Source organism: Oryzihumus sp. (genome assembly GCF_054325275.1).
Genome location: NZ_JBTCWL010000039.1, coordinates 12,645 through 36,030, shown reverse-complemented (window position 1 = coordinate 36,030; position 23,386 = coordinate 12,645). Strand labels below are relative to the sequence as shown.

General features: G+C 72.2%; 24 protein-coding genes. 12 read left to right on the top strand and 12 right to left on the bottom strand.

Translation table 11 applies throughout. The annotated features are described in order from the left end of the window. Positions 1–42: 42 nt before the first annotated feature. The 4 genes from ACXVGS_RS11575 to ctaC all read right to left on the bottom strand — a co-directional run bounded on the left by ACXVGS_RS11575 (position 43) and on the right by ctaC (position 4,563). Positions 43–1,284, bottom strand: coding sequence for a L,D-transpeptidase (locus tag ACXVGS_RS11575; protein ID WP_458529536.1), 1,242 nt, complete (start codon positions 1,282–1,284; stop codon positions 43–45). A gap of 269 nt (positions 1,285–1,553) precedes the next feature. Then, positions 1,554–1,955: a cytochrome c oxidase subunit 4 gene (locus tag ACXVGS_RS11570; RefSeq protein WP_458529535.1), complete on the bottom strand. Its 402-nt coding sequence runs from the start codon at positions 1,953–1,955 to the stop codon at positions 1,554–1,556. Then, the gene (gene ctaD / locus ACXVGS_RS11565; RefSeq protein ID WP_458529534.1) at positions 1,955–3,688 is read right to left on the bottom strand and encodes an aa3-type cytochrome oxidase subunit I; all 1,734 of its coding nucleotides are present in this window, start codon (positions 3,686–3,688) and stop codon (positions 1,955–1,957) included. The genes ACXVGS_RS11570 and ctaD overlap by 1 nt, the downstream gene beginning before the upstream one ends. Continuing rightward, positions 3,688–4,563, bottom strand: a complete 876-nt coding sequence (gene ctaC / locus ACXVGS_RS11560) for an aa3-type cytochrome oxidase subunit II (protein WP_458529533.1) — start codon at positions 4,561–4,563, stop codon at positions 3,688–3,690. Before ctaC ends, ctaD begins: the two co-directional genes overlap by 1 nt. A gap of 97 nt (positions 4,564–4,660) precedes the next feature. Here ctaC and ACXVGS_RS11555 point away from each other — a divergent pair, with 97 nt between their 5' ends. Both ACXVGS_RS11555 and ACXVGS_RS11550 read left to right on the top strand, forming a co-directional pair. Continuing rightward, entirely contained in the window at positions 4,661–5,869 is a 1,209-nt protein-coding gene (locus ACXVGS_RS11555; protein ID WP_458536972.1) for a cysteine desulfurase family protein, read from the top strand. After that, complete coding sequence (locus ACXVGS_RS11550; RefSeq protein ID WP_458529531.1) at positions 5,866–6,162, top strand: sulfurtransferase TusA family protein; 297 nt, start codon at positions 5,866–5,868, stop codon at positions 6,160–6,162. The genes ACXVGS_RS11555 and ACXVGS_RS11550 overlap by 4 nt, the downstream gene beginning before the upstream one ends. Here the strand turns inward: ACXVGS_RS11550 and aat are convergent. Both aat and ACXVGS_RS11540 read right to left on the bottom strand, forming a co-directional pair. Beyond that, complete coding sequence (gene aat, locus ACXVGS_RS11545; RefSeq protein ID WP_458536971.1) at positions 6,142–6,816, bottom strand: leucyl/phenylalanyl-tRNA--protein transferase; 675 nt, start codon at positions 6,814–6,816, stop codon at positions 6,142–6,144. The genes ACXVGS_RS11550 and aat overlap by 21 nt on opposite strands. A 64-nt stretch (positions 6,817–6,880) precedes the next feature. Continuing rightward, positions 6,881–7,867 carry a carbohydrate kinase family protein gene (locus tag ACXVGS_RS11540; RefSeq protein WP_458532646.1) on the bottom strand — a complete coding sequence of 329 codons (987 nt, stop codon included), beginning with the start codon at positions 7,865–7,867 and terminating at the stop codon, positions 6,881–6,883. 165 nt (positions 7,868–8,032) lie between these two features. Here ACXVGS_RS11540 and ACXVGS_RS11535 point away from each other — a divergent pair, with 165 nt between their 5' ends. Then, the gene (locus ACXVGS_RS11535) at positions 8,033–8,230 is read left to right on the top strand and encodes a hypothetical protein (RefSeq protein ID WP_458529528.1); all 198 of its coding nucleotides are present in this window, start codon (positions 8,033–8,035) and stop codon (positions 8,228–8,230) included. Between the two features lie 109 nt (positions 8,231–8,339). Here the strand turns inward: ACXVGS_RS11535 and ACXVGS_RS11530 are convergent, their stop codons facing one another. The 3 genes from ACXVGS_RS11530 to ACXVGS_RS11520 all read right to left on the bottom strand — a co-directional run bounded on the left by ACXVGS_RS11530 (position 8,340) and on the right by ACXVGS_RS11520 (position 11,166). Next, the gene (locus ACXVGS_RS11530; RefSeq protein WP_141788462.1) at positions 8,340–8,720 is read right to left on the bottom strand and encodes a HesB/IscA family protein; all 381 of its coding nucleotides are present in this window, start codon (positions 8,718–8,720) and stop codon (positions 8,340–8,342) included. 108 nt (positions 8,721–8,828) lie between these two features. Next, positions 8,829–9,995 (bottom strand): glycerate kinase family protein, encoded by a 1,167-nt coding sequence (locus tag ACXVGS_RS11525; RefSeq protein WP_458532645.1) that lies wholly within the window; start codon positions 9,993–9,995, stop codon positions 8,829–8,831. A 4-nt stretch (positions 9,996–9,999) separates the two neighbouring features. Further along, positions 10,000–11,166, bottom strand: coding sequence for a low temperature requirement protein A (locus ACXVGS_RS11520; RefSeq protein ID WP_458529526.1), 1,167 nt, complete (start codon positions 11,164–11,166; stop codon positions 10,000–10,002). Positions 11,167–11,619: 453 nt separating this feature from the next. Between ACXVGS_RS11520 and ACXVGS_RS11515 the strand changes: the two genes are divergently transcribed. From ACXVGS_RS11515 to ACXVGS_RS11505, 3 genes are all read left to right on the top strand, one after another. Continuing rightward, positions 11,620–11,751, top strand: coding sequence for a hypothetical protein (locus ACXVGS_RS11515; protein ID WP_458529525.1), 132 nt, complete (start codon positions 11,620–11,622; stop codon positions 11,749–11,751). 119 nt (positions 11,752–11,870) lie between these two features. Beyond that, positions 11,871–12,170, top strand: coding sequence for a DUF2087 domain-containing protein (locus ACXVGS_RS11510; RefSeq protein ID WP_458529524.1), 300 nt, complete (start codon positions 11,871–11,873; stop codon positions 12,168–12,170). 205 nt (positions 12,171–12,375) lie between these two features. Then, complete coding sequence (locus ACXVGS_RS11505) at positions 12,376–13,221, top strand: hypothetical protein (RefSeq protein WP_458536970.1); 846 nt, start codon at positions 12,376–12,378, stop codon at positions 13,219–13,221. Positions 13,222–13,487: 266 nt separating this feature from the next. On the opposite strand, the gene glgA is transcribed toward ACXVGS_RS11505, so the two are convergent. Then, positions 13,488–14,687 (bottom strand): glycogen synthase, encoded by a 1,200-nt coding sequence (gene glgA / locus ACXVGS_RS11500; protein WP_458529522.1) that lies wholly within the window; start codon positions 14,685–14,687, stop codon positions 13,488–13,490. Between the two features lie 61 nt (positions 14,688–14,748). Here glgA and glgC point away from each other — a divergent pair, with 61 nt between their 5' ends. The 3 genes from glgC to serB are packed head-to-tail and all read left to right on the top strand — an operon-like array spanning position 14,749 to position 18,063. Continuing rightward, complete coding sequence (gene glgC, locus ACXVGS_RS11495) at positions 14,749–16,002, top strand: glucose-1-phosphate adenylyltransferase (RefSeq protein WP_458529521.1); 1,254 nt, start codon at positions 14,749–14,751, stop codon at positions 16,000–16,002. Then, entirely contained in the window at positions 15,999–16,820 is an 822-nt protein-coding gene (locus tag ACXVGS_RS11490; protein WP_141788469.1) for an LLM class F420-dependent oxidoreductase, read from the top strand. Before glgC ends, ACXVGS_RS11490 begins: the two co-directional genes overlap by 4 nt. A 22-nt stretch (positions 16,821–16,842) precedes the next feature. Further along, the gene (serB, locus tag ACXVGS_RS11485; protein WP_458529520.1) at positions 16,843–18,063 is read left to right on the top strand and encodes a phosphoserine phosphatase SerB; all 1,221 of its coding nucleotides are present in this window, start codon (positions 16,843–16,845) and stop codon (positions 18,061–18,063) included. Here the strand turns inward: serB and ACXVGS_RS11480 are convergent. Further along, a complete protein-coding gene (locus ACXVGS_RS11480) occupies positions 18,060–18,929 on the bottom strand; it encodes a nucleotidyltransferase domain-containing protein (RefSeq protein WP_458533455.1) in 870 nt (289 codons plus the stop codon). The genes serB and ACXVGS_RS11480 overlap by 4 nt on opposite strands. A gap of 146 nt (positions 18,930–19,075) precedes the next feature. Between ACXVGS_RS11480 and ACXVGS_RS11475 the strand changes: the two genes are divergently transcribed. Genes ACXVGS_RS11475 through ACXVGS_RS11465 form a run of 3 tightly spaced genes read left to right on the top strand, consistent with a single transcriptional unit; the run spans position 19,076 to position 22,851 of the window. After that, positions 19,076–19,987, top strand: coding sequence for a cyanophycinase (locus ACXVGS_RS11475; protein WP_458529518.1), 912 nt, complete (start codon positions 19,076–19,078; stop codon positions 19,985–19,987). A 26-nt stretch (positions 19,988–20,013) separates the two neighbouring features. Further along, positions 20,014–21,465, top strand: coding sequence for a cyanophycin synthetase family protein (locus ACXVGS_RS11470; protein ID WP_458536969.1), 1,452 nt, complete (start codon positions 20,014–20,016; stop codon positions 21,463–21,465). 3 nt (positions 21,466–21,468) lie between these two features. Then, complete coding sequence (locus ACXVGS_RS11465; RefSeq protein ID WP_458538174.1) at positions 21,469–22,851, top strand: Mur ligase family protein; 1,383 nt, start codon at positions 21,469–21,471, stop codon at positions 22,849–22,851. A 4-nt stretch (positions 22,852–22,855) separates the two neighbouring features. On the opposite strand, the gene ACXVGS_RS11460 is transcribed toward ACXVGS_RS11465, so the two are convergent. Then, the gene (locus ACXVGS_RS11460) at positions 22,856–23,326 is read right to left on the bottom strand and encodes an N-acetyltransferase family protein (protein ID WP_458529516.1); all 471 of its coding nucleotides are present in this window, start codon (positions 23,324–23,326) and stop codon (positions 22,856–22,858) included. Positions 23,327–23,386: the final 60 nt, after the last annotated feature.

The following is a 23,386-nucleotide window of genomic DNA, read 5'->3' as shown; positions in this document are numbered from 1 at the left end:
CCCCCCCCGGGTGGGTGCGCCCCCGCTGGTCGAGCAGAACGGTCAGGCCAGGGCGCTCTGGGCCTTCCACTGGCTGAAGGAGTACATCCAGATGCCGTAGCCCTCGGTCGGCAGGAACGGCCGGTTGGACCCGGTGAACTTCACGACGTCACCGACCTTGGAGTGCTCGAACATCCACTGCGCGTCGACCGGCGCCATGTTGGTGCATCCGTGGGAGACGTTGGCGTTGCCCTGCGCGCCGACCGACCACGGGGCCGAGTGGATGAACTCGCCCGTCCAGGTCAGGCGCATCGCCCACTTGGTGTCGATCTTGTAGTAGCCCGGCTTGCCCTTGGGGATGCCGATCGTGGTCGAGTCCATGGTGACGTCGCCGTCGCGGGAGATGATGACCTTGGTGCCGTAACGGGTCTCGGTCTTCGGCCCCGGACGCCCGGTGCTGACCTTGAACGTGCGCAGCACCGCGCCGTTCTGGCGGACCGTCATCGTGTGGGCGTTCATGTCGACCGTGGAGACCATCGAGGAGCCGACGGTGAAGCTGGTGCTGTGGTCGGCAGCCACCCACTTGCCCTCACCGGTCTGGACGCCGTGCAGCGGCGCGGTGACCGTGACGTGCGTGCCGGGGAGCCAGTAGTTCTTCGGCCGCCACATCAGCTGGCGGTTGTCCAGCCAGCCCCAGGCGCCCTCCTGCTGGGGGCTGACCGAGATCTTCATCAGCTTCTCGACCTGCGCCCGCTCGGCCTTGGTCGCGACCGGAGAGTCGAACTGCACACTCACCGGCATGCCCACGCCGACCGTGCCGCCGCCGGGGATCAGCCCGTAGGTCGCCGTCACCGCGGGCCTGAGGGTGGTGAACGAGGAAGTCACCGTGGAGGGCGTGCCGTCCTGACCGGTCGCCTTCGCGGTCAGCGTGTATGCCGTGCCGGGAGTGAGCCGGCCACTCGCCTTCCATGTGCCGTCGGCGCCGACCGTGCCGTCCACGGTCGCACCGTCGGTGGCCTTGAGCGTGACACTGCCCAAGGTGCCGGACTCGGCCCGGACGGTCACCGGTGTGGTCGGCAGGACGCCGGTGGCGGCGTCCGAGGGGCTGACCGACAACCGCGCCGGGGTGGCTTGCTGGGTGGGGCTGGACGCACCGGCACCGGCCGTTGCCGGGGCGTGCGTGCCCGCTCCCCCGGCTGCCGTGCCCGAGGCACCACCCGCGGGGCCGCAGGCCGACACCAGGGCGGCGCCGGCCAGCAGCGCCGCAGCGAGGGCAGCACGACGCCGCATTGTCGAGATCACCACGTTGACCGACTCCCACCCGAAGGACGAACTTCACTCGGTGCCCACGGAGGCACCCATCCATGAGGACGCATGGGACGCGCGGGTGGTTGACGACGGAGCCGCCGACCGTGGTCACGGTCGGGCAACGATGCCGGCGCGGTCCCCCCGCGAACGTCCCGGAACCGTGCGAGAGCCGTGGCCCCCCGGATGGGAGACCACGGCTCTCGGACGGAAGTTGACCCCAGCCTACCCGGTCCGTCGGCGCGGACCGGTCAGATCGGGCCAAAGGGTCAGACCGCGTGCTCCCCGCGGAAGTACTCGAAGACCCAGCCCACGGTGGCCAGCGCGCCGAAGACGACGCCGATCACCACGAGCCACCAGCCCACGGCCAGGCCCAGGAAGACCAGCGCGGACGAGGCGGCCAGCGGCAGCGGCCACCAGCTGTGCGGGCTGAAGAACCCGTAGTCACCCTCGGCGGCCTCGATCGGCGCCAGCGGGTCGTCCTCGGGGCGGTCGTCCAGCTTGCGGCCGGTCCACCACAGGTAGAAGCCGACCAGGGCGGACAGGCCGGCCGTCAGCATCAGGGCCACCGGACCGACCGGTTCCTGCCAGTGGGTGAAGAAGCCGTAGATCAGCCCGAGGGGGGCGAAGATGAACGTCCCCGCGCCGAAGAGCCACGTCTCGACCTTCATCAGTGCTTGTCCTCCGTGTGGTGCAGGTCGGGCTCACCCAGCAGGGAGTCCAGGATGTTCTTGTCGGGCTGCGCCGCGTCGTAGGCCGCGACCTCGGGGTGGTGCAGGTCGAAGGCCGGACGCTCCGAGCGGATCCGCGGGATCGTCTCGAAGTTGTGCCGCGGCGGCGGGCAGGAGGTCGCCCACTCCAGTGAGGCGCCGTAGCCCCACGGGTCGTCGGTCTCCACCAGCGGCGCGGTGCGCCACGTCTTCCAGACGTTGTAGAGGAACGGCAGCGTGGAGGCGCCGAGCAGCAGGGCGCCCGCGCTGGACACGTCGTTCATCCACTGGAAGCCGTCCTCGGGCAGGTAATCGGCGTAGCGACGCGGCATGCCCTTGACGCCCAGCCAGTGCTGGATGAGGAACGTGGTGTGGAAGCCGATGAACAGCATCCAGAAGTGGATCTTGCCCCAGCGCTCATCGAGCATCCGACCGGTGAACTTGGGCCACCAGAAGTAGAAGCCGGCGAACATCGCGAACACGACCGTGCCGAACACGACGTAGTGGAAGTGCGCCACGACGAAGTAGGAGTCGGACAGGTGGAAGTCGAGGGCCGGGCTGGACAGGATGATGCCGGTCAGGCCGCCGAAGAGGAACGTGATGAGGAAGCCGATCGCCCAGAGCATCGGCGTCTCGAAGGTGAGCGAGCCACCCCACATCGTGCCGATCCAGTTGAAGAACTTCACGCCGGTGGGCACCGCGATGAGCATGGTCATGACCGCGAAGAACGGCAGCAGGACCTGGCCGGTGGCGTACATGTGGTGCGCCCAGACCGAGACCGACAGCGCCGCGATGGCGATGGTCGCGAAGACCAGCGTCTTGTAGCCGAAGATCGGCTTGCGGGAGAACACCGGCAGGATCTCGCTGATGATGCCGAAGAACGGCAGGGCGATGATGTAGACCTCGGGGTGCCCGAAGAACCAGAACAGGTGCTGCCACAACATCGCGCCGCTGTTCTGCGGGTCGAAGACGTGTGCTCCGAGCTGGCGGTCGGCACCGAGGGCGAGCAGCGCCGAGGCGAGGACCGGGAAGGCCATGAGGACCAGGATCGAGGTGATCAGGATGGTCCAGGTGAAGATCGGCATCCGGAACATCGTCATGCCCGGGGCGCGCATGCAGATGATCGTGGTGATGAAGTTGACCGCACCCAGGATCGTGCCGAAACCACCGAGCGCGAGGCCGAAGACCCACAGGTCGCCGCCGATGCCGGGGCTGTAGGTGGTGTCGGACAGCGGCGAGTAGGCGAACCAGCCGAAGGAGGCCGCACCCTGCGGGGTGAGGAACCCGGCGGAGGCGATCAGGCCACCGAACAGGTAGAGCCAGTAGGCGAACATGTTCAGCCGCGGGAACGCCACGTCCGGCGCCCCGATCTGGATCGGCATGAGCGCGTTGGCGAAGCCGGCGAACAGCGGCGTCGCGAACAGCAGCAGCATGATCGTGCCGTGCATGGTGAACAGCTGGTTGAACTGCTCGGGGTTGTCCACGACCTGCAGGCCGGGCTCAACCAGCTCGGCGCGGATCAGCAGCGCCAGCAGGCCACCGATCATGAAGAAGAGGAACGAGGTGATGAAGTACAGGTTGCCGATGACCTTGTGGTCGGTCGTCGTCACCCACTTCACGACGGTCTGCCCCGGGGAGCGTCGCCGCTCCGTGCTCTCCACCAGGATGGTGCGGGGGGACGTCACGGTGGCCATCAGTTGCTCCCGCCGTTCGAAACGTTCTGGCCCTGCTCGAGGTGCTCACGGTTGAGCGTGTTGTCGAGCTGGCCGTTGTTGCCGCGAGCCTTGAGCTCGGCGATGTGCGCGTCGTACTCCTGCTGGGAGACGACCTTGACCTGGAACAGCATCTGCGAGTGGTAGGCGCCGCACAGCTCGGCGCACTTGCCCTGGAACGTGCCCGTCTCGGTCGGGATGATCTGGAACTTGTTGACCCGGCCGGGGATCATGTCCAGCTTCTGCAGGAACTGCGGCACCCAGAAGGAGTGGATGACGTCGCGAGCGGTCAGGTCGAACTGGACCCGCTTGTTCACCGGCAGGTAGAGCGTCGGCAGCGTGGCCTCGACACCGGGCTGGCCGGTGAGCTCGGCCTGCGTGCCGGCCTCGTAGGTCTGGGCCTCGACGTAGTTGAAGTCCCAGCTCCACTGCTTGCCGACCACGTTGACCGTCACGTCCGGCTTCTTGCTGGTGTCCAGCAGGGCCGACTCGTCACGGGCCGTGTAGTAGAAGAGCACCGCGATCATGAACAGCGGGACGACCGTGTAGAGGATCTCGATCGGCACGTTGTAGCGCAGCTGCTCCGGCAGGCCGGTGTCGTCCTTCCGGCGGCGGTAGGCCACGGCGCACCAGATGATCAGGCCCCAGACGATCACGCCGACCACGAGGGCGGCGACCCAGGAGCCGTTCCAGAGGTTGATCACGCGACTGCTGTTGGCGGTCACGCCGTGCGGCAGGAAGCCGCGCTTTACCTGCTCGCCGCAGCCGGAGAGGGCCACAGCAGCCAGCACCGCAATACCGGTGAGAGTCAGGCCCCGCCGCTTCGCGCGTGCGGAAGTGTCATCGTGCGGACGCAACGGGTGCACCTTCCGGGATTCGATGTCCGAGTCAACGGCCAAACCCTACTCCCCCGCTGTCCGACGGCACCGTCAGGGTCGGACTAACGTCTGGACCGTGGCACAACACGATTCGCGGCCCCGTTCCGGAGCCTCCTCCGCCGCCCCGACGCGCGGATTCCTCGACGCGGCACGGGCGCCCATGGTCCCGGCGGCCCGCGAGGCCCTGCTCGCCGCGCTCGACGCGGGGTGGGCCGACCCGCGCCGGCTGCACGCCGAGGGACGCCGGGCGCGGGCAGTCCTTGACCAGGCCCGCGAGGAGCTGGCGGCGGGCCTGGGGGTGCGCCCCCCGGAGGTCTCGTTCCTGCCCGACGGCCCGACCGCCCTGCGCGCCGTCGTGGAGGGCCTGACTCACGCCGCTCGCCGCCGCGGGCAGCGGGTGGTCGCCACCGCGGTGGAGCACTCCGCGGTGCTGCTGGAGGGCCGGTATGCCGTGGCCCACTCGGGCGAGCCCGACCGGTTCGCCGAGGTGCCGGTCGACCCCCTCGGGCGCGTCGACCCATCCGCTCTGGAGTCGGCGCTGGACGGGCCGGGCACGGTGGCCGCCGTCGTCCAGGCCGCCAACGGCGAGGTCGGCACCCGCCAGCCCCTGGCGGCGGTGCACGCGGCCTGCCGGGCGCGCGGCATACCGCTGGTGGTCGACGCGATGGCCGGGCTGGGGCGCGACCCGGTCCCGGCGGACTTCGACGTCCTCGCCGGCGAGGCCCTGTCCTGGGGCGGGCCGCCCGGGGTCGGCGTGCTGGTCGTGCCCGAGCGCGTGCGCTGGCGCCGGCCCGGACCGGTGTCCGAGCTGGAGGGCGGGCGCACCGACGTCCAGCCCGTCGTGCCGCTGGCCCTGGCCGCCGCGGAGGCCTGGCGGCAGACGGCCGCCGTGCGCGAGGCCGACGCCGCCGCCGCGCGCGAGCTCGTCGACCGGGTCCGTGCCGCCGCGGCGGCGGTGCCCGACGTCGAGGTGGTGGGTGACCCGGTGGACCGGCTCCCCCACGTCGTGACGTTCTCCTGCCTGTACGTCGACGGTGAGGCGCTGGTCACCGAGCTGGACCGGCGCGGGTTCGCCGTCGCCTCCGGCTCGGCGTGCACCGCGAGCACCCTGGAGCCGAGCCATGTCCTGGCCGCCATGGGGGTGCTCACCCACGGCAACGTCCGCCTCACCCTGCCGCTCGGGGCGGTCGCCCCGGACCGGGCGGCCGTCGTGGACCGGTTCTGTCGCGAGCTCGGCGACGCCGTGGCCACCGTCCGCGCCCAGCTCGGGGTGCAGGGCCTGTGAGCGAGCGGCAGCCGGACGGCGTGGTCGAGGTCGACGCCCGGGGCCTGCGCTGCCCGCTGCCGGTGATCCGGCTGGCGGCGGCCGCCCGGGACGCCGCCCCCGGCACGCAGGTCGTCGTCCTGGCCACCGACCCCGCCGCACGGCACGACGTGCCCGCGTGGTGCCGGATGCGGGGGCACACCTTGGCCGAGGTGAGCGAGGCCGCGGACGGCGGGCACACGGCATACCGGGTGGTGGTGGGGGCCCCCTCGACGCCGGCGCCGCCAGCAGGGTCAGGCGAAGGCGGCCGGTAGTGGCAGGGCGAGGGCCCTGTCGAGCCGCGCGACGTAGTCCTCGCGCGGGATCTCGGTGACGCCCAGGGACTGCAGGTGCGGCGTGGACCACTGCACGTCGATGACCCGGGCGGGGTCGCCGTCGGCGAAGACGCGCTCGGCCAGGGTCACCAGCGCCACCTTGGACGCGTCCGTGGCGTGGTGGAACATCGACTCCCCCGCGAACAGGCCACCGACGGCCAGGCCGTAGAGCCCGCCGACCAGCTCTCCGTCCTGCCAGGTCTCGACCGAGTGCGCCCAGCCCAGCTGGTGCAGGGCGGTGTAGGCACGGACCACCGCGGGGGTGATCCAGCGGCCGTCCCGGCCCGGGTCGGCGCACGCGCGCATGACGTCGGTGAAGGCGGTGTCGACCCGCACCTCGAAGCGGCGGCAGGACTTGCGCAGGGACTTGCTCACCTTGAGGTCACCCGGCAGCAGCACTCCGCGCGGGTCCGGGGACCACCAGCCGATCGGGCCCCGGCCGTGCCGGCCCAGCCCCATCGGGAACAGCCCGGCGCGGTAGGCCCGCAGGAGGGTGCCCGGCTCGAGGTCCGCGCCGACCCCGACGAGGTCCTCCTCGGGCTGGGCCTGGCTCAGGTCGAGCTGCCAGCGGGAGGGCTCGGGCTCGACCTGCATGGAGTCAGCCTAGGGTCGCGGGTGCGGTGGCGCGGGACGACGGGCCGGAGGTCGCGGCAGCGCGTCAGGGCCGGGGGCAGACCAGGTGCGGCTCGACCTCGGCGGCCGCCTCGGACCCGTAGGCCTCGGTGAACCGCTGCAGGAAGCGCGCCCGGCCCAGCTCGTACTCCTGGGTGCCGACGGTCTCGATGACGTAGGTCGCCAGCATCGAGCCGAGCTCGGCGCAGCGGCGGTGCCCCAGCCCCCACGCCAGGCCGGTGAGGAACCCGGCGCGGAACGCGTCACCGACACCGGTCGGGTCGGCCTTGCGGACCTCGCGCGCCACGTGGACCTCGATCGGCTCCTCGCCGGCGGTCTCGACGATGACGCCGTCCTTGCCCTTGGTGGTCACCCGGGTGCGGACCCGCTCGGCGATCTCGCCGGCGCTCCAGCCGGTCTTCTTCTCGGTGAGCGCGGCTTCGTACTCGTTGGTGAACAGGTAGGCGGCGCCGTCGATGAGGGCGCGGATGGAGTCGCCCTCCATCCAGGCCAGCTGCTGGGAGGGGTCGGCGGCGAAGGCCAGTCCGCGGGTGCGGCACTCGGCGGTGTGCCGCAGCATCGCCTCGGGGTCGTTCGGGCCGACGAGGACCAGGTCGAGACCGCCCATGCGGCGGTGGATCGGGCCGAGCTCGATCTCGCGGGCCTCGCTCATGGCGCCGGCGTAGAACGTGGCGATCTGCGCCATGTCGGAGTCGGTGGTGCACACGAAGCGTGCCGTGTGGTGCACCTCGGAGACGTGCACCGCGTCGCAGTCGACGCCATGGCGCTCCAGCCAGGAGCGGTAGTCGACGAAGTCCTCGCCCACCGCCCCGACGAGCACCGGCCGCTGGCCGAGATTGGCCATGCCGAAGGCGATGTTGGCGGCCACACCGCCGCGCCGGACCTGCAGGTCCTCCGCGAGGAAGGACAGCGAGATCTTGTCGAGCTGGTCGACCACGAGGGAGTCGGAGAACCGCCCCGTGAAGGTCATGAGGTGGTCGGTGGCGATGGACCCGGTGACAGCGATACGCACCCCGGCAACCTACCTGCTGGCGGCCGGCACGTCGTCCGGCGCCCACCCCGCGGCCCCCGCGGACGCAGGCGGGGCGCAGGAAAGGCGCAGGAAATCCGGTTACCGGCAAGTGTTACCGGTTGGTACCGGTGTGTCCGGTCGCCCGCCGGTCCTAGCGTGGTCGCCATGACGATTCCCGTGCAGCACCCCGGCCCGCGCGAGGGCTTCGACGAGGGCAGCGTCGCCGAGATGGCCCAGGAGTCCCACGACGTCCACCTCGACATCGTCGAGCGGCGCCCCTGGGGCCTGCCCGCCCACCGCGACGTCGTCGTCCCCGACGACGCCTCCACCCTCATCGACGGCTACGAGGGCTACGGCTCCTGAGATCCGGCCTCCCCGCCTGCCCCCGTCGGTGAGCCCGATCGCGACGTGGCCGGCATACCGATGAGGTATGCCGGCCACGGTCGTCTCCGGGGGTGGTCCCCCGCGCGACTCAGCTGAAGGAGTCGCCGCAGGCGCAGGAGCTGCCTGCGTTGGGGTTGTCGATCGTGAAGCCCTGCTTCTCGATGGTGTCGGCGAAGTCGATCGTCGCGCCGTCGAGGTAGGGAGCGCTCATCCGGTCGACGACGACCTCGACCCCGCCAAAGTCGCGGACCAGGTCACCGTCGAGGGTGCGCTCGTCGAAGTAGAGCTGGTAGATCAGGCCGGAGCAGCCACCGGGCTGCACGCCCACGCGCAGGCGCAGGTCATCGCGACCCTCCTGCTCGAGCAGGCTCTTGACCTTGGCAGCGGCGACGTCGGTCAGCAGCACGCCGTGCGCGGCCTCGGCCTCGGTGGCGGTGGTCTGAGCCTGCGTGTCGTCCTGAACACTCATGAGACGCGTCCTTCATGTCGTCGGTCGTGGGTCGGTCCAGCAGTGCCAACCCGCGAAGGTCGGGATGTGTTCCCGGCGTTCCAAGGGTACGTCCTCGCGCTGCGACGTCTACCCGCGGCGCGGCGACCAGGTGGCCGCCACGCGGGTGGTGCGCGCGGCGAGGGTGCCGGCGGGGTCGGCCAGCGCAGCGGGGACCTGCTCGGGCCGCTCCGCCACGGCGTAGGTGCCGCTGATCCCCAGGGCCATCGACTCGCGCCGCCCGACGAGGGCCTGGCCGGCGACGACCACCGTCGGCACCGCGACCGCCATGGCCGCCTCGGCGACGCCGGCGACGACCTTGCCGCGCAGGCTCTGCCAGTCGAAGGTGCCCTCGCCGGTGACGAGCAGGTCGGCGGCGCGGACCCGCTCGGCGAAGCCCACCGCGTCCAGCACCGCCTCGACCCCGCTGACCCGGCGGCCGCCGAGCAGCATCAGCCCGTAGCCCAGCCCCCCGGCCGCGCCGGCGCCGGGCTCGCGGTCCAGGCGCAGCATGGCGCCGGTGAGCAGGTCCTTGCGCGGCGGCAGGGTGCGCCCGACCACCTCGGTGAACCGGCCGAGCGCCGCCTCGAGCTGCTGCGCGACCTCGGGGGTGGCGCCCTTCTGCGGGGCGAAGGAGGCGCTGGCGCCGTGGAAGCCGAGCAGCGGCACGTCCACGTCGGTGGCGATGACCAGGTCGACCCCGGCGAGCCGCTGCCTGGCCGTGTCCAGCCCGGCCAGGCTGTCGTCGCCGGCCCCGGCGAGGGCGAGACCGCCGGCTGCCAGGAGGTCCGGATCACCTCCTCCGAGCGCGGCGAGCAGGCCGGCGCCGGCGTCGTTGGTGCCGCTGCCGCCGAGGCCGACCACCACCCGGGTGGCACCCTCGGCGAGCGCGGCGCCGAGGAGCTGGCCCACGCCATACGTGCTGGTGACAGCCGGGTCGCGCTCGTCCGGGGCGAGCAGGTGCAGGCCACAGGCCTGCGCCGACTCCAGGTATGCCGTGCGGCCGGCCTCCTCCTCGACGAGCAGGATCGCGGCGGGCACCTCCCGGCCGAGAGGGTCCTGCACGGTCACGGCCACGGTGGTGCCGCCGAGCGCCCGCTGGAGCACGTCGAGGAAGCCCGGGCCGCCGTCCGAGAGCGGGAGCAGGGTCAGCTCGTCGTCGGGCGCGTGGGCGCGCCAGCCCTCAGCCATCGCCTCGGCGGCCTGGCTGGCGGAGAGGGTGCCGGTGAAGCAGTCGGGGGCGATGAGGACGCGCACGCGGTCATCGTGTCAGGGCCGGGGCCGGGCGCCGGGACCGGGCCACGGCGAGGCCGACCACCACCACGACGAGGCCGGCGAGCTGTGCGAGGGCGCTGAGGGCCAGGCCCAGCGGCACGGTCAGCAGGGCGACGAGGGCGCCGGCGACCAGCGCGGCGCCACGGTCGAGGCCGAGCAGCCGGACATACAGGAGGACCCCGAGGACGGTGACGGCTACCCCGGCCGCGAACGTGGCCGCGACGACGGCGGTGAGGTGGTGAGTGGGGTCGTGCAGCGACTCGTGCAGCCCGGCAGCGACGAGCACCAGGCCCGCGATGATGACGAGGACGGCCATCGAGTAGGCCCACAGCGCGCGACGCGTCATCTGCTCCGGGGGCAGCTGCTCGAGAGCCCGCACCCCCTCCTCGTCGTCACCGACGGCGAAGAACACCCACCACAGCGCCGAGACCAGGGCCATGGACAGCAGGACACCGGCCAGGACGGCGGGTCGGTCCAGTCGCCCCTGCGCCGAGACGCCGGTGGCGATGATGGTCTCGCCCAGCGCGATGATCACCAGCAGCCGGTGCCGTTCGGCGAAGTGCGCGGCCCGGATGCTGAACCCCGTCTCGCGCCGGGTGACCAGCGACCAGACCAGCACGGCGGCAGCCAGCCACCAGCAGACCCAGCCCCGCCCCGGGCCGAGCAGGGCCGCCACGATGAGCAGCACGGCGACGCCAAGGTTCACCGGCAGGATCGCGACGATGGCCCGCGCCGACCCGCCGAGGCTGGAGCGGGCGAAGGACGCGGCGTGGACCAGCACGACCAGCAGGTAGGCCAGGGCGAACGTCAGCGCGCCGTCGCCGAAGGCCTGGGGCACCTCGATCGCCATGACGAGAAACCCCGTCATCGCCAGCAGCATCGGCAGCCGGGTCGACGTGGTCTTCGGGGCGACGTTGTTGCTCAGCCAGGCGTAGCCGTCGTACATCCACCACGTCACGAGCAGCACCCCGGCGGCGTGCAGGTAGCCCGTCGCGCCGTTGCTGCTGCTGGTGCTGCCGCCGGTGCCGCCGTTGCTGCCCAGGACCAGGGACGTGAGCTGGGTGACCGAGAAGACGAAGACGAGGTCGAAGTAGAGCTCGAGCATGGTGACCGGCTCGTCGGCGCCCGGCGCCGTGACCGCCTTGAAGCCCATGGCGGAACTCTAGGGCCGCGAAGGGCGGCCCCTCCTCCCCTGCGCGTCCGGGGCTGCGCCCTGCGGGCGCCTGCTCGGGCCCGTTATCCGGGCGAGTCCAACCGCTGCCTTCGACGCGACGATCGTCGCGGGGTTTGGCGCGCGCGAAGCCCCCGAAATCTCCGCGACGATCGTCGCGCCGCACTGCCACGATCACGGTCATGACCCGCGCCCTGCTGAACGAGGCGCTGCGCCACTGGGACCTGCCGCCGGTCGAGTCGGCCGAGCCGATGGCCGGCGGCACCAACAACACCCTCCTCGCCGTCCTCGCCGGCGGTCGGACATGGGTGCTGCGGCGCTACGGCAACCTGCCGGCGGACCGCGTGCGCGCCGAGCACCGGCTGCTGGCGCACGTGTCCGTCCTGGGCCTGCCGTTCGCGGTCCCCTCCCCCGGCCCGGGACGGGGCGACGGTCGTGGACGACCCCGGCGGCGCCCTGGCGCTGTTCCGGCACCTGCCGGGCCGGCCGCTGTGGCGGGACGAGCCAGGCGCTGCCGCGCTGGCCGGTGGGCGCTGGCCCGGGTGGGCGGGCCTCGTCAAGGCATGAGCCCGGCGCGCTGGCCGGGTAGGCGGGCCTGGTCAAGGCGTGAGCCTGGCGGCGAGCAGCCGCGATACCGGCTGCGAAACATCGGGCCGCGCAAGCATGGGCGCTGCTAGCGTCCCGGCATGGACAACCCTCTGCTCCAGGACGCCCTGGCCCAGCAGGAGACGGTACTGCGGACGTTCGTCGACGCCGACGGGCGGATCTCGCAGATGCCGGCCAAGCGGGTGAAGCGACTCGCGCTGCTCGACCACGTCGCCGGTTCGTTCGAGGTGGGACGCAAGTACACCGAGAAGGAGGTCACGGCGGTGCTCAAACGGCTCCATCAGGACCACGCGGCGCTGCGGCGGTACCTCGTCGACGAGGGGTTCCTGACCCGTGACCACGGCATCTACTGGCGCAGCGGCGGCACCGTCGACCTCTGACCCCGCCCGATCCGCGCGCCCTTGCCCCGTCACGTGACGGCAATCGTGACGGTGAAACCGTTGTGATCACGACGGTCTGGCCGTCACAACCACCGGCACGACCGATGAACCCGCTGTCCACATGGGGGGTGCTCCCGAGGCCCACGATCCACAGGCCACGCACGGGCGCTGCTCCGCCTGGTGTTGAGGCCGGACAGTGGCGGGCATGGGAGCCGCCGACGACATCAACGCCCTCATCGACGAGCAGCTCGGCCTCGTCAGCCTTGCCCAGCTGCGAACACACCAGGCTTCGGAGTCCGCTCTGCGCTGGCGGCTCGGTCGCTCCTGGCGGATGGCAATGCCAGGCGTGGTGCAGACGTTCACGGGCCCTCTCGATGAGCGCCGGCAGCTGCTTGCCGCGGCCCTGTATGCCGGTCCCGAGGCAGCGCTGACCGGCTCCGGAGCCCTGACCTGGTACGGCCTGCCATCGTGCGCCCGAGATCTCCGGCTGTGGTTCGTGACACCTCGCCGCTGCGGCGAGCGCTCGTTCGGCCGGGTGGCGGTCCGCCGGTCGGTGCTCGTCGACCCTCAGGTGCGCTCCGACCTGTGCCTGCGCATCAGCAGCCCGGCCCGGGCGGCCATCGACACCGCCCGACGCCTCCCGACACAGGACCGGGTCGATGCGGTCGTCATCGAGGCGGTGCAGCGCAGGGTCGTGACGTTGCCCGACCTCAGCCACTGGCTCGCGCTGGGAGGCACTCTCGGCCGACGCAAGGCCCAACGAGCCATCGAGACGGCGGCAACCGGCGTCTGGTCGGTGCCCGAGGCGGAGCTGCTCTCCCTCCTGGCCACATCACCGGTGCTGCCAGAGGTGTGGGCCAACCCCCGACTGACCTCGGCGCGCGGCGTGGCGCTACTGACTCCGGACGGCTGGCTCGACGACGTGGCGATGGCGCTGATGGTCCACTCGAGGCAACACCACTTCGACGTCGAGGAGTGGGAGTCACCGTGGCCGGAGACAGCCGGTATGCCGAACACGGAATCACCTGCCTCGCCTTCACCCCGCGGATGATCCGGCGACGACCGCGCGAGGTGCTGGCCCAGGTCGAGCGGACCTACCTGGCACTGGCTGCCAGCCCGAGGACGGTCACCGCGATGGCGCTGCGCAGGGCATGACCCCGCGAGCCCGGCGACTGGCGCGTCGTGACGGGGGTTGTGACGGTCAGACCGTCGTGATCACGACGGTCTGACCGTCACGATGGCCGTCACGACCGAGGGCGGGCGGCAACCGGGCCACCCGTGGCGGCGATGGCTGCAGGGTGGGTCACGAAGCTGGGGTCAGGCGAGGACGGACTGGTAGACCGCCAGCGTCTGGTCGCCGATCGAGGACCAGGAGAAGTGCTCGACGGCGCGCGCCCGCCCGGCCCGGCCGAACGCCGCCGCCCGCGTGGGATCCGACACCGCCTCGGTGAGCGCCGCGGCCAGGTCGGCGACGAACCGGTCCGGGTCGACGGGGACGCCGCTGCCGTCGTCCACCTGCTCGATCGGCACCAGCCAGCCGGTCTCCCCGTCCACGACCACCTCGGGGATGCCGCCGGTGGCGGTGGCGACCACTGCGGTCTCGCAGGCCATCGCCTCGAGGTTGACGATCCCGAGCGGCTCGTAGACCGACGGGCAGGCGAACACCGTCGCCGCGGTGAGCAGGGCCACGACCTCCGAGCGCGGCAGCATCTCGGCGATCATCACCACGCCGGTGCGGGTGCGCCGCAGTGCCTCGAGCAGGTCCTCCACCTCGTGCTGGATCTCCGGGGTGTCCGGCGCGCCGGCACAGAGCACCACCTGGACCTCCGGCGGCAGCTGCGCGCACGCGCGCATGAGGTAGGGCAGCCCCTTCTGGCGGGTGATCCGCCCGACGAAGAGCACCGACGGCTTGTCGGGGTCCACCCCGTGCTTGCGCACGACGTCGCGGGCCAGGTCGGTGGTGTCCGGCTTCCACAGCTCGGAGTCGATGCCGTTGTGCACCACGTGCACCCTGGCCGGGTCGACCGACGGGTAGCTCTTGAGCACATCCGCCCGCATGCCCGCGCTGACCGCGACCACCGCCGCGGCCGACTCGTAGGCGACCCGCTCGGCGAAGGAGGACACGGCATACCCACCGCCGAGCTGCTCGGCCTTCCACGGCCGCAGCGGCTCCAGGCTGTGGGCCGTGACGACGTGAGGCACCCCGGCGAGCAGCGAGGCGAGGTGACCGCCCATGTTGGCGTACCACGTGTGCGAGTGGACCAGGTCCGCGCCGACGCAGTCGCTGGCCATGGCCAGGTCGACGCCAAGCGTGCGGATCGCGGGGTTGGCGCCGCCGAGCTCGGACAGGTCGGCGTAGCCGAAGGTGCCGTGCTCGTCCCGCGGCGGGCCGAAGCAGCGGACCTGGACGTCGATGTCCCCCCGCGAGCGCAGCGCGCGCACGAGCTCGGACACGTGGACCCCGGCGCCCCCGTAGATCTGCGGCGGGTACTCCTTGCTGAGGATATCGACTCGCACGCTGCCAACGTAGTCCCGGGACGGGGTCGCCGCGACAGCCCCGCGGCCGTATGGTCGGCCCATGGCGAAGCGGTCGGGTCACCCCAAGGTCCTTGCGATCGTCCTGGCCGGCGGGGAGGGCAAGCGCCTGATGCCGCTCACGGCCGACCGGGCCAAGCCCGCCGTGCCGTTCGGCGGCATCTACCGCCTCATCGACTTCGCGCTGTCGAACGTCGTCAACAGCGGCTACCTCAAGATCGTCGTGCTGACGCAGTACAAGTCGCACAGCCTCGACCGGCACATCACCAAGACGTGGCGCATGTCCAACCTGCTGGGCAACTATGTCACCCCGGTGCCGGCGCAGCAGCGGCTCGGCAAGCAATGGTTCCTCGGCAGCGCCGACGCGATCTACCAGAGCCTCAACCTCATCCACGACGAGCAGCCCGACATCGTCGTCGTGGTGGGCGCCGACCACGTCTACCGCATGGACTTCAGCCACATGGTCGAGCAGCACCTCGAGACCGGCGCGGGCGTCACGGTCGCGGCGATCCGCCAGCCGATCGCCCTGGCCGACCAGTTCGGCGTGATCGAGGTCGACGGCACGGACCCGCGCCGGATCAAGGCCTTCCGCGAGAAGCCGTCCGACGCCGAGGGACTGCCCGACTCCCCCGAGGAGGTGCTGGCCTCGATGGGTAACTACGTCTTCGACGCCGACGTCCTCGTCGACGCGGTCACCCGCGACGCCGGGCGCGAGGGCAGCAAGCGCGACATGGGCGGCGACATCGTGCCGGACTTCGTCAACCTGGGCTCGGCGTGGGTCTATGACTTCAAGGACAACCCGATGCCCGGCTCCACCCCGCGCGACCACGGCTACTGGCGCGACGTCGGGACGATCGACTCCTACTACGAGGCGCACATGGACCTCGTCTCGATCCACCCGGTCTTCAACCTCTACAACTACGAGTGGCCGATCTTCACCGACTACGGCCCGTTCCCGCCGGCGAAGTTCGTCCACGGCTCCAAGGGCCGCGTCGGCGAGGCGGTGCAGTCGGCGGTCTCACCCGGCGTCGTCGTCTCCGGCGCCAAGGTCGTCAACTCCGTCCTGTCCCCCCAGGTCCACGTCCACAGCTACGCCACGATCACCGACAGCGTCCTGCTGGATGGGGTCGAGGTGCACCGCAACGCCACCATCCGCCGCGCGATCATCGACAAGTTCGTCGTCGTGCCCGAGGGCGTCAGCATCGGGGTCGACCACGACGAGGACCGCCGCCGCGGCTTCGTCGTGACCGAGTCCGGCATCGTCGTCGTCGGCAAGTACCAGGAGATCCCCCAGTGACCAACCCCGTCACCACCACGTCCGTCGCCGCAACCGACCCCCGCCCCGCCCGGGTCGGGGTGCAGCTCCAGCCGCAGCACGCCGACTACGCCGAGATCCGCCGGGCCGTCGCCGAGGCCGAGGAGATCGGCGCGGACGTCGTCTTCAACTGGGACCACTTCTATCCGCTCTACGGCGAGCCCGAGGGCAAGCACTTCGAGTGCTGGACGATGCTCGGCGCGTGGGCCGAGGCCACCGAGCGGGTCGAGATCGGCGCCCTGGTGACCTGCAACTCCTACCGCAACCCGCAGCTGCTGGCCGACATGGCCCGCACCGTCGACCACGTCAGCGACGGCCGCCTCATCCTGGGCATCGGCTCGGGCTGGTTCGAGAAGGACTACGACGAGTACGGCTACGAGTTCGGCACCGCCGGCGGCCGCCTCGACGCCCTCGACCGCGACCTGCCGCTGATCAAGGAGCGCTGGGCCAGGCTCAACCCGGCGCCGACCCGCGACATCCCGGTCCTCGTCGGCGGCGGCGGCGAGCGCAAGACGCTGCGGATCGTGGCCGAGCAGGCCGACATCTGGCACGGCTTCGGCGACGCGGCGACCGTCGCGCACAAGCACGAGGTGCTCGACCAGTGGTGCGACAAGGCCGGCCGTGACCCGCTCGCCATCGAGCGGTCCGCCGGGGTCAGTGCCCAGCACCCGGACAGCAGTGCCGAGAGCCTGTATGCCGTGGGCACGCGCCTGTTCACCGTCGGCATCGGCGGCCCGCGCTACGACCTGGCGCCGCTGCGTGACCTGGTCGCATGGCGAGACCAGAAGAATGCAGGCTGAGACGCGTCGCTAGCCTTGCCGGGTGTCCGAGACCGCGCCCAGCACCCTGCTCGTCACCGTCTCCGGTGACGACCGCCCGGGTGTCACCAGTGCCCTGTTCGACGCCATCGCCGACGTGGGCGCCGAGGTGCTCGACCTCGAGCAGGTCGTCGTCCGGGGGCACCTGACGCTGGCGCTGCTGCTCGCGGCCGGGCCCCACGACGAGCGCCTGCGTTCGGTGGTCAGCGACGTTGCCGGCGAGCTCGGGATGCAGGTGGCCGTCGCCGGGGGCGTCGGTGACAACGCGCCGCGCCGCGGTGGCCGGGCGGCGGTCGTCGTGCTCGGTGCGCCGCTGCTCGCCAGCGCGGTGGCGGCGGTCACCGCCCGGATCGCCGCCCACGGCGCCAACATCGACCGCATCCGCCGGCTGTCCCGCTACCCCGTGACGACGGTCGAGTTCGACATCTCCGGCGCCGACGTCGCGGCGCTGCGCCGGGAGCTGGCCATCGAGGCCGCGGTCCGCGGTGTGGACATCGCCGTCTCCCCCAGCGGCCTGGCCCGCCGGGGCCGGCGCCTGGTCGTCATGGACGTCGACTCCACCCTGATCCAGGACGAGGTCATCGAGCTGCTCGCCGCCCACGCCGGCCGCGAGCAGGAGGTCGCCGAGGTCACGGCCGCCGCCATGCGGGGCGAGCTCGACTTCGCCGAGAGCCTGCGCGCCCGCACCAAGGCCCTGGCCGGCCTGCCCGAGAGCGTCCTCGACGACGTGCGCGCGGCGGTCCGGCTCACCGCCGGCGCCCGCACCCTCGTGCGCACCCTCAAGCGCCTCGGGTTCACCGTCGCCGTGGTCTCCGGCGGGTTCATCGAGGTCGTCGGCCCGCTCGCCGAGGAGCTCGGCATCGACCACGCGCACGCCAACCGGCTCGAGGTGGTCGACGGCGTCCTCACGGGCAACGTGGTCGGCGAGATCGTCGACCGCGAGGGCAAGGCCGACGCCCTGCGGCGCTTCGCCGCCCAGGAGCGGCTGCCGCTCTCGCGCACCGTGGCCATCGGCGACGGCGCCAACGACCTCGACATGCTGGCCGCCGCGGGGCTCGGGATCGCCTTCAACGCCAAGCCGATCGTGCGCGAGCAGGCCGACACCGCGGTCAACGTGCCCTACCTCGACGCCGTGCTCTACCTGCTCGGCATCACCCGCGAGGAGATCGAGGACGCCGACGAGGCCGACGGACTGACCACCCCCGCGCCGGCGGTCCCGCGCTAGGCGGGCTCGGGCGTCCGGGCCACCAGGTCGGGGTCGGGCACCGCTGGGGCCGGGTCGGGCAGCACGCGCGCCGACTCCAGCACCGCCCGGCCGAGCTCCACCACACCGGCGGCGTCGCCTGCGGCGAACGCCACGTCCTCCCCCGCCCGCGAGCGCAGGCACCGGCGGACCAGCTCGGCGGACTCGGGGAACTGCTCCAGCGCGTACTGCCCCGCCGCGGTCTTGGACACGACGTGCCCGGTCACGAGCAGGGCGTGCAGCCGTGGCAGGCCGAGCACCGTCCACACGATGGTGTCGGCGATCTCCTGCGGCGTGGCCGCCGGGCCCGCCGACTCGCCCGCCGAGGCCTCGCCTGCCGGCACCTCGCCCGCCGCCACCGTCACGTCCATCCGGTCCACCAGCGGGGCCCAGTAGTCCTCGAGGTTGCGCCGGGTGAACGCCACGAGCCGGTCGTGGTCGTCGTCGACGACGAGGCCGGGGCACTCCCGCACCGGCAGGGCATGCCGCGCCATCTCCGCCCAGGTGACCGGCGAGACGTGCGCGCGCAGCGGCCCCTCGCGCCACTGCCCGTCCAGGGTGCCGGGCGCGCGGGTCACCGCCCCGGGGTCGCCCGCCAGGTCCGCGGGCGTCACATAGACCACGTCGTATGCCGGCGGGCCGGCGATGCTGTGGTGGATCGCCTTGAGCTTCAACGGGTCTGACGGCTGCTCGCTGAGGACGACCACCGCGTCGACGTCGCTGGTGTGCGGGTGGAAGTCGCCGGCGGCAACCGACCCGGTGAGGTAGAGGCCCAGGCACGCCCCGGGCAGGGCGGCGTCGAGGGCGCGCAGGTGGCCGGTGGTCAGGTCCGCGACGACAGGATGCATGGGCACACCCAACAGCACGCGGGCGGTGACGTCGCGCCGGGAGACACGGCATACCGGGACGAACCGGGCGCGGGGGCGCGGTCGGTCCGGGTGACGCGCCGGGGTCGGTGCCGCGTGCTGCGGCCCGTGGCTTCTAGACTCCGGCAATGGAACCCGCTGCACGCACCGCCCTGCTGATCATCGGTGGGGCCGAGGACAAGCACGGCCGCGTCACGATCCTGCGCCGTTTCGTCCGCCTCGCCGGCGGCCGCAAGGCCAGCCTCGTCATCGTCCCAACGGCCTCCTCGATCCAGGAGGAGGCCGTCGAGGTCTACTCCGGCCTGTTCCACCGGCTCGGGGTCACCGACGTCGCCACGGTCAACCCCGGCTCCCGGCTGGAGGCGGACGACCCCGAGCTCGTGGCGGCGCTCGACCGCGCCACCGGCGTGTTCATGACCGGCGGCAACCAGCTCAAGCTCAGCCAGTACCTCGTGGGCACCCCGCTCGGCGAGGCGATCGCCCGGGCCCACCAGCGCGGCGCGGTCGTCGCGGGCACCTCCGCGGGGGCCTCGATCATGAGCCAGTTCATGATCTCCCTGGGCGACGAGGGCGTGACCCCGCGCCAGCGCACCAGCCAGCTGACCGCGGGACTGGGCCTGCTGCCCGACGTCATCGTCGACCAGCACTTCGACCAGCGTTCCCGCTACGGGCGGCTGTTGTCGCTGGTGGCGAGCTCGCCGAACCTGCTCGGCATGGGCATCGACGAGGACACAGCGGTGGAGGTCAGCGACGGCCGGCACCTGACCGTGCTCGGCTCCGGAGCGGTGCTCGTGGTCGATGCCCGGCACGCGATCACCGACGCGCACGAGGCCCGGCGGGACGCCCCGCTGCTCGTGTCCGGGGCGGTGGTGCACGCCCTTCCGGCCGGCGCTACGTTCGACCTGCACACGGCGACCCTCACGGACTTCGCCGAGCAGCACCCGGACAGCCCTGCAGCCCCGAAGACGGTGGCGTCGAAGCAGGCGGCGGAGGCGGCCGGCGGGCGCAGGAAGCAGGTGACGGCTACCGTGCGCGACTGACCACCGCACCACTCGAGGAGGGCCCTGTGGCCACCGACCGTCCGACCCCTTCCGGCCCCGCCAAGCCCGACCTGAGCATCGTCGAGTCGCGGGTCTACCGCGGGCCGAACGTGTGGTCCTACGAGCCAGCCATCCACCTCACCGTCGACCTGGGGATCCTGGAGGACTACCCCACCGACGCCCTCGAGGGCTTCACCGACCAGCTGCTCGAGCTCCTGCCGGGGTTGGAGCGGCACACCTGCTCGCGCGGGGTCCGCGGCGGCTTCGTCGAGCGGCTGCGGGAGGGCACGTGGCTGGGCCACGTCACCGAGCACATCGCACTGCAGCTGCAGCAGGAGGCCGGGCACGACCTGCGCCGCGGCAAGACCCGCCAGGTCAAGGGCCGCCGCGGGGTCTACAACGTCATCTACGCCTACACCGACGAGCGGGTCGGCCTCGACGCCGGCCGGCTGGCGGTGCGGCTGGTCAACCACCTCGTCGAGCCCGAGGACGGCTTCGACTTCGCCGAGGAGATGGACGCCTTCCTGCGCCGGGTCCAGCGCCTGGCCTTCGGGCCCTCGACCGCAGCGATCCTGGAGGAGGCGGTCAGCCGAGACATCCCCTGGATCCGGCTCAACGAGTACTCCCTCGTCCAGCTCGGCCAGGGCGTCCACGCCCAGCGGATCCGCGCCACGATGACCTCGATGACGGGGGCGCTGGCCGTCGACATCGCCGGCGACAAGGAGCTGACCACCCGGCTGCTGGCCTCCGCCGGTCTGCCGGTCCCCCGCTCGGAGGCGGTCCGATCGGTCGAGCGGGCGGTCGCGGTCGCGGAGCGGATCGGCTACCCCGTCGTGGTCAAGCCGCTGGACGGCAACCACGGCCGCGGCGTGTGCCTGGACCTGCAGGACGCCGACGCGGTGCGCGAGGCGTTCCCCGTGGCCCAGGGCGAGTCCCGGCGCGGGTCGGTCATCGTCGAGACGTTCGTGACCGGGCGCGACTACCGCTGCCTCATCATCGGCGGCCGGATGCAGGCCATCGCCGAGCGGGTGCCCGCCCACGTCCTCGGCGACGGCGAGCACACCGTGGCCGAGCTCGTCGAGATCACCAACAGCGACCCGCGCCGCGGCGTGGGCCACGAGAAGGTGCTCACCAAGCTCAAGGTCGACGACGCCGCGGTCGACCTGGTGCGCAGCCAGGGCTTCGGCATGGACGACGTCCCCCCGGCCGGCGAGATGGTCAAGCTGGCGCTGACCGGCAACATGTCCACCGGCGGCATCTCCGTGGACCGCACCTTCGAGGCCCACCCGGACAACGTCGAGATCGCCGAGGAGGCGGCCCGGATGATCGGGCTCGACGTCGCCGGCATCGACTTCATCTGCCCCGACATCGCCTCCCCGGTGCGCGAGACCGGCGGCGCGATCTGCGAGGTCAACGCCGCGCCCGGCTTCCGGATGCACACCCACCCCACTGTCGGCGAGCCGCAGTTCATCGCCTAGCCGGTGGTGGACCTGCTGTTCCCGCCCGGCGCCCCCTCGCGGGTGCCGATCGTCGCGGTCACCGGCACCAACGGCAAGACGACGACCGCCCGGATGATCTCCCACATCTTCAAGGGCCTGGGCCGCAAGGTCGGCATGACCTCCACCGACGGCGTGGTCATCGACGAGCGCCTCGTCATCAAGGCCGACGCATCCGGCCCGAAGTCGGCCCGGATGGTGCTGCAGAACCCGCGCGTCGACTTCGCGGTCATGGAGGTCGCCCGGGGCGGCATCCTGCGCGAGGGCCTGGGCTACGACCGCAACGACGTCGCCGTCGTCACCAACGTCGCCCCCGACCACCTCGGCATGCGAGGCATCGACACCCTCGAACAGCTCGCCGACGTCAAGGCCGTCGTCGTCGAGGCCGTGCCGCGGGACGGCTTCGCCGTGCTCAACGCCGACGACGAGCTGGTGCGGGCCATGCGCCGGCGCTGCTCCGGCTCGGTGGTGTGGTTCTCGATGGAGCCGCCCGGCAGCAAGGTGCGCGAGTTCATCGACGAGCAGTGCCGCCGCGGTGGCCGGGCCGTGGTGCTCGAGCCCACCGACAAGGGCGACATGATCGTCATCCGCCACGGCCGCCGCGCGATGCAGCTGGCCTGGACCCACCTGCTGCCGGCCACGTTCGGCGGCGCCGCGAAGATGAACGTCGCCAACGCCCTGGCCGCTGCCGGTGCCGCGTTCGCCGCCGGCGCCCCGCTGCACGACATCCGCCAGGGCCTGCGCACCTTCACCACGTCGTACTACCTCTCCCCCGGACGGATGAACCTGCTCGACGTGCGCGGCGTCGACGTCGTGGTCGACTACTGCCACAACGCGCCAGGCATGCGGATGCTGGGCGACTTCGTGGAGTCGTACGCCGAGCAGAAGACCGGGCAGGCCGACCTGGGCAAGTCCTCGCGGATCGGCATGATCGGCGCCGCCGGCGACCGCCGCGACGAGGACATGCGTGAGCTCGGCGCCATCGCGGCCGACCACTTCGACGTCATCGTGGTGCGCGAGGACGCCCACCTGCGCGGGCGCGAGAAGGGCGTGGCCGCCGAGCTGGTCGCCGAGGGCGTCCGGGCGCGGATGGCTCAGGACGGCGTGCGCTGCAAGCAGGTCGAGATCGTCACCGAGGAGCTCGACGCGGTGCGGCACTGCATGGCCCGGGCCAACCCCGGCGACCTCGTGGTGCTCTGCGTCGACAAGCACCCGGTGGTGCTGGCCGAGCTGGAGGCGCTGACCCAGCACGCCCAGGCCGGCGCGCACAGCACCGAGGTGGCCGGCGACCCCGACCTCGACCCGGCCGAGCTGCACGAGGCAGCCCAGGCGGCCGGCGACGAGGCAGCGGCCAGCGCCGAGGCCTGAGGACTCAGGCGGGAGCCCAGGCGATCCTGACGTCGGGCTCCCGCTCCTCGTTCTCGGCGCCGTCGGTCTCGTACAGCTCGGCGCACCCGCGGGCCGCGTAGAACGCCCGCGCCCTGGCGTTGCGCTGGAACGTCCACAGCTCGAAGCCTCCCGGCTCCAGCTCGGTGGCGCGGGCGAACAGCGCCGCGCCCACACCGCCACCCTGGGCGTGCGGGTCGACGTACAGGTGGTTCAGCTCGCCCTGCAGCACCTCGGCGAAGCCGACCACGGTGCCGTCCCGCTCGGCCACGAGCACCCGCCCGTCTGTGCGCTCGGGCAGCCCGCCGAACCACCGGCGCACCTCCTCCTCGGTGCGCGGCGACCACAGCCACGGCATGGCGGTATGCCGCGCCGCCAGGAAGATGTCCGCGACCGCTGCCCCGTCGGCGGGGACGGCGTCGCGGACGATCACCTGGCGCTGTTCGTGCTCGAGCATGGGTTGACCCTAGGGCCGGCCGGCCCTCACCTGCAGAGGAATTTCCGGGGCGGCGCCCCG

Excerpts from the sequence above, each read along its gene's own strand:
- ACXVGS_RS11480 (WP_458533455.1), bottom strand. The coding sequence starts at position 18,929 with ATGCATCCTGTCGTCGCGGACCTGACCACCGGCCACCTGCGCGCCCTC.
- ACXVGS_RS11570 (WP_458529535.1), bottom strand. The coding sequence starts at position 1,955 with ATGAAGGTCGAGACGTGGCTCTTCGGCGCGGGGACGTTCATCTTCGCC.
- ACXVGS_RS11530 (WP_141788462.1), bottom strand. The coding sequence starts at position 8,720 with ATGAGTGTTCAGGACGACACGCAGGCTCAGACCACCGCCACCGAGGCC.
- ACXVGS_RS11475 (WP_458529518.1), top strand. The coding sequence starts at position 19,076 with ATGGAACCCGCTGCACGCACCGCCCTGCTGATCATCGGTGGGGCCGAG.
- ACXVGS_RS11510 (WP_458529524.1), top strand. The coding sequence starts at position 11,871 with ATGGACAACCCTCTGCTCCAGGACGCCCTGGCCCAGCAGGAGACGGTA.
- ctaD (WP_458529534.1), bottom strand. The coding sequence starts at position 3,688 with ATGGCCACCGTGACGTCCCCCCGCACCATCCTGGTGGAGAGCACGGAG.
- ACXVGS_RS11535 (WP_458529528.1), top strand. The coding sequence starts at position 8,033 with ATGACGATTCCCGTGCAGCACCCCGGCCCGCGCGAGGGCTTCGACGAG.
- ACXVGS_RS11505 (WP_458536970.1), top strand. The coding sequence starts at position 12,376 with ATGGGAGCCGCCGACGACATCAACGCCCTCATCGACGAGCAGCTCGGC.
- ACXVGS_RS11460 (WP_458529516.1), bottom strand. The coding sequence starts at position 23,326 with ATGCTCGAGCACGAACAGCGCCAGGTGATCGTCCGCGACGCCGTCCCC.
- aat (WP_458536971.1), bottom strand. The coding sequence starts at position 6,816 with ATGCAGGTCGAGCCCGAGCCCTCCCGCTGGCAGCTCGACCTGAGCCAG.
- ACXVGS_RS11520 (WP_458529526.1), bottom strand. The coding sequence starts at position 11,166 with ATGGGCTTCAAGGCGGTCACGGCGCCGGGCGCCGACGAGCCGGTCACC.
- glgC (WP_458529521.1), top strand. The coding sequence starts at position 14,749 with ATGGCGAAGCGGTCGGGTCACCCCAAGGTCCTTGCGATCGTCCTGGCC.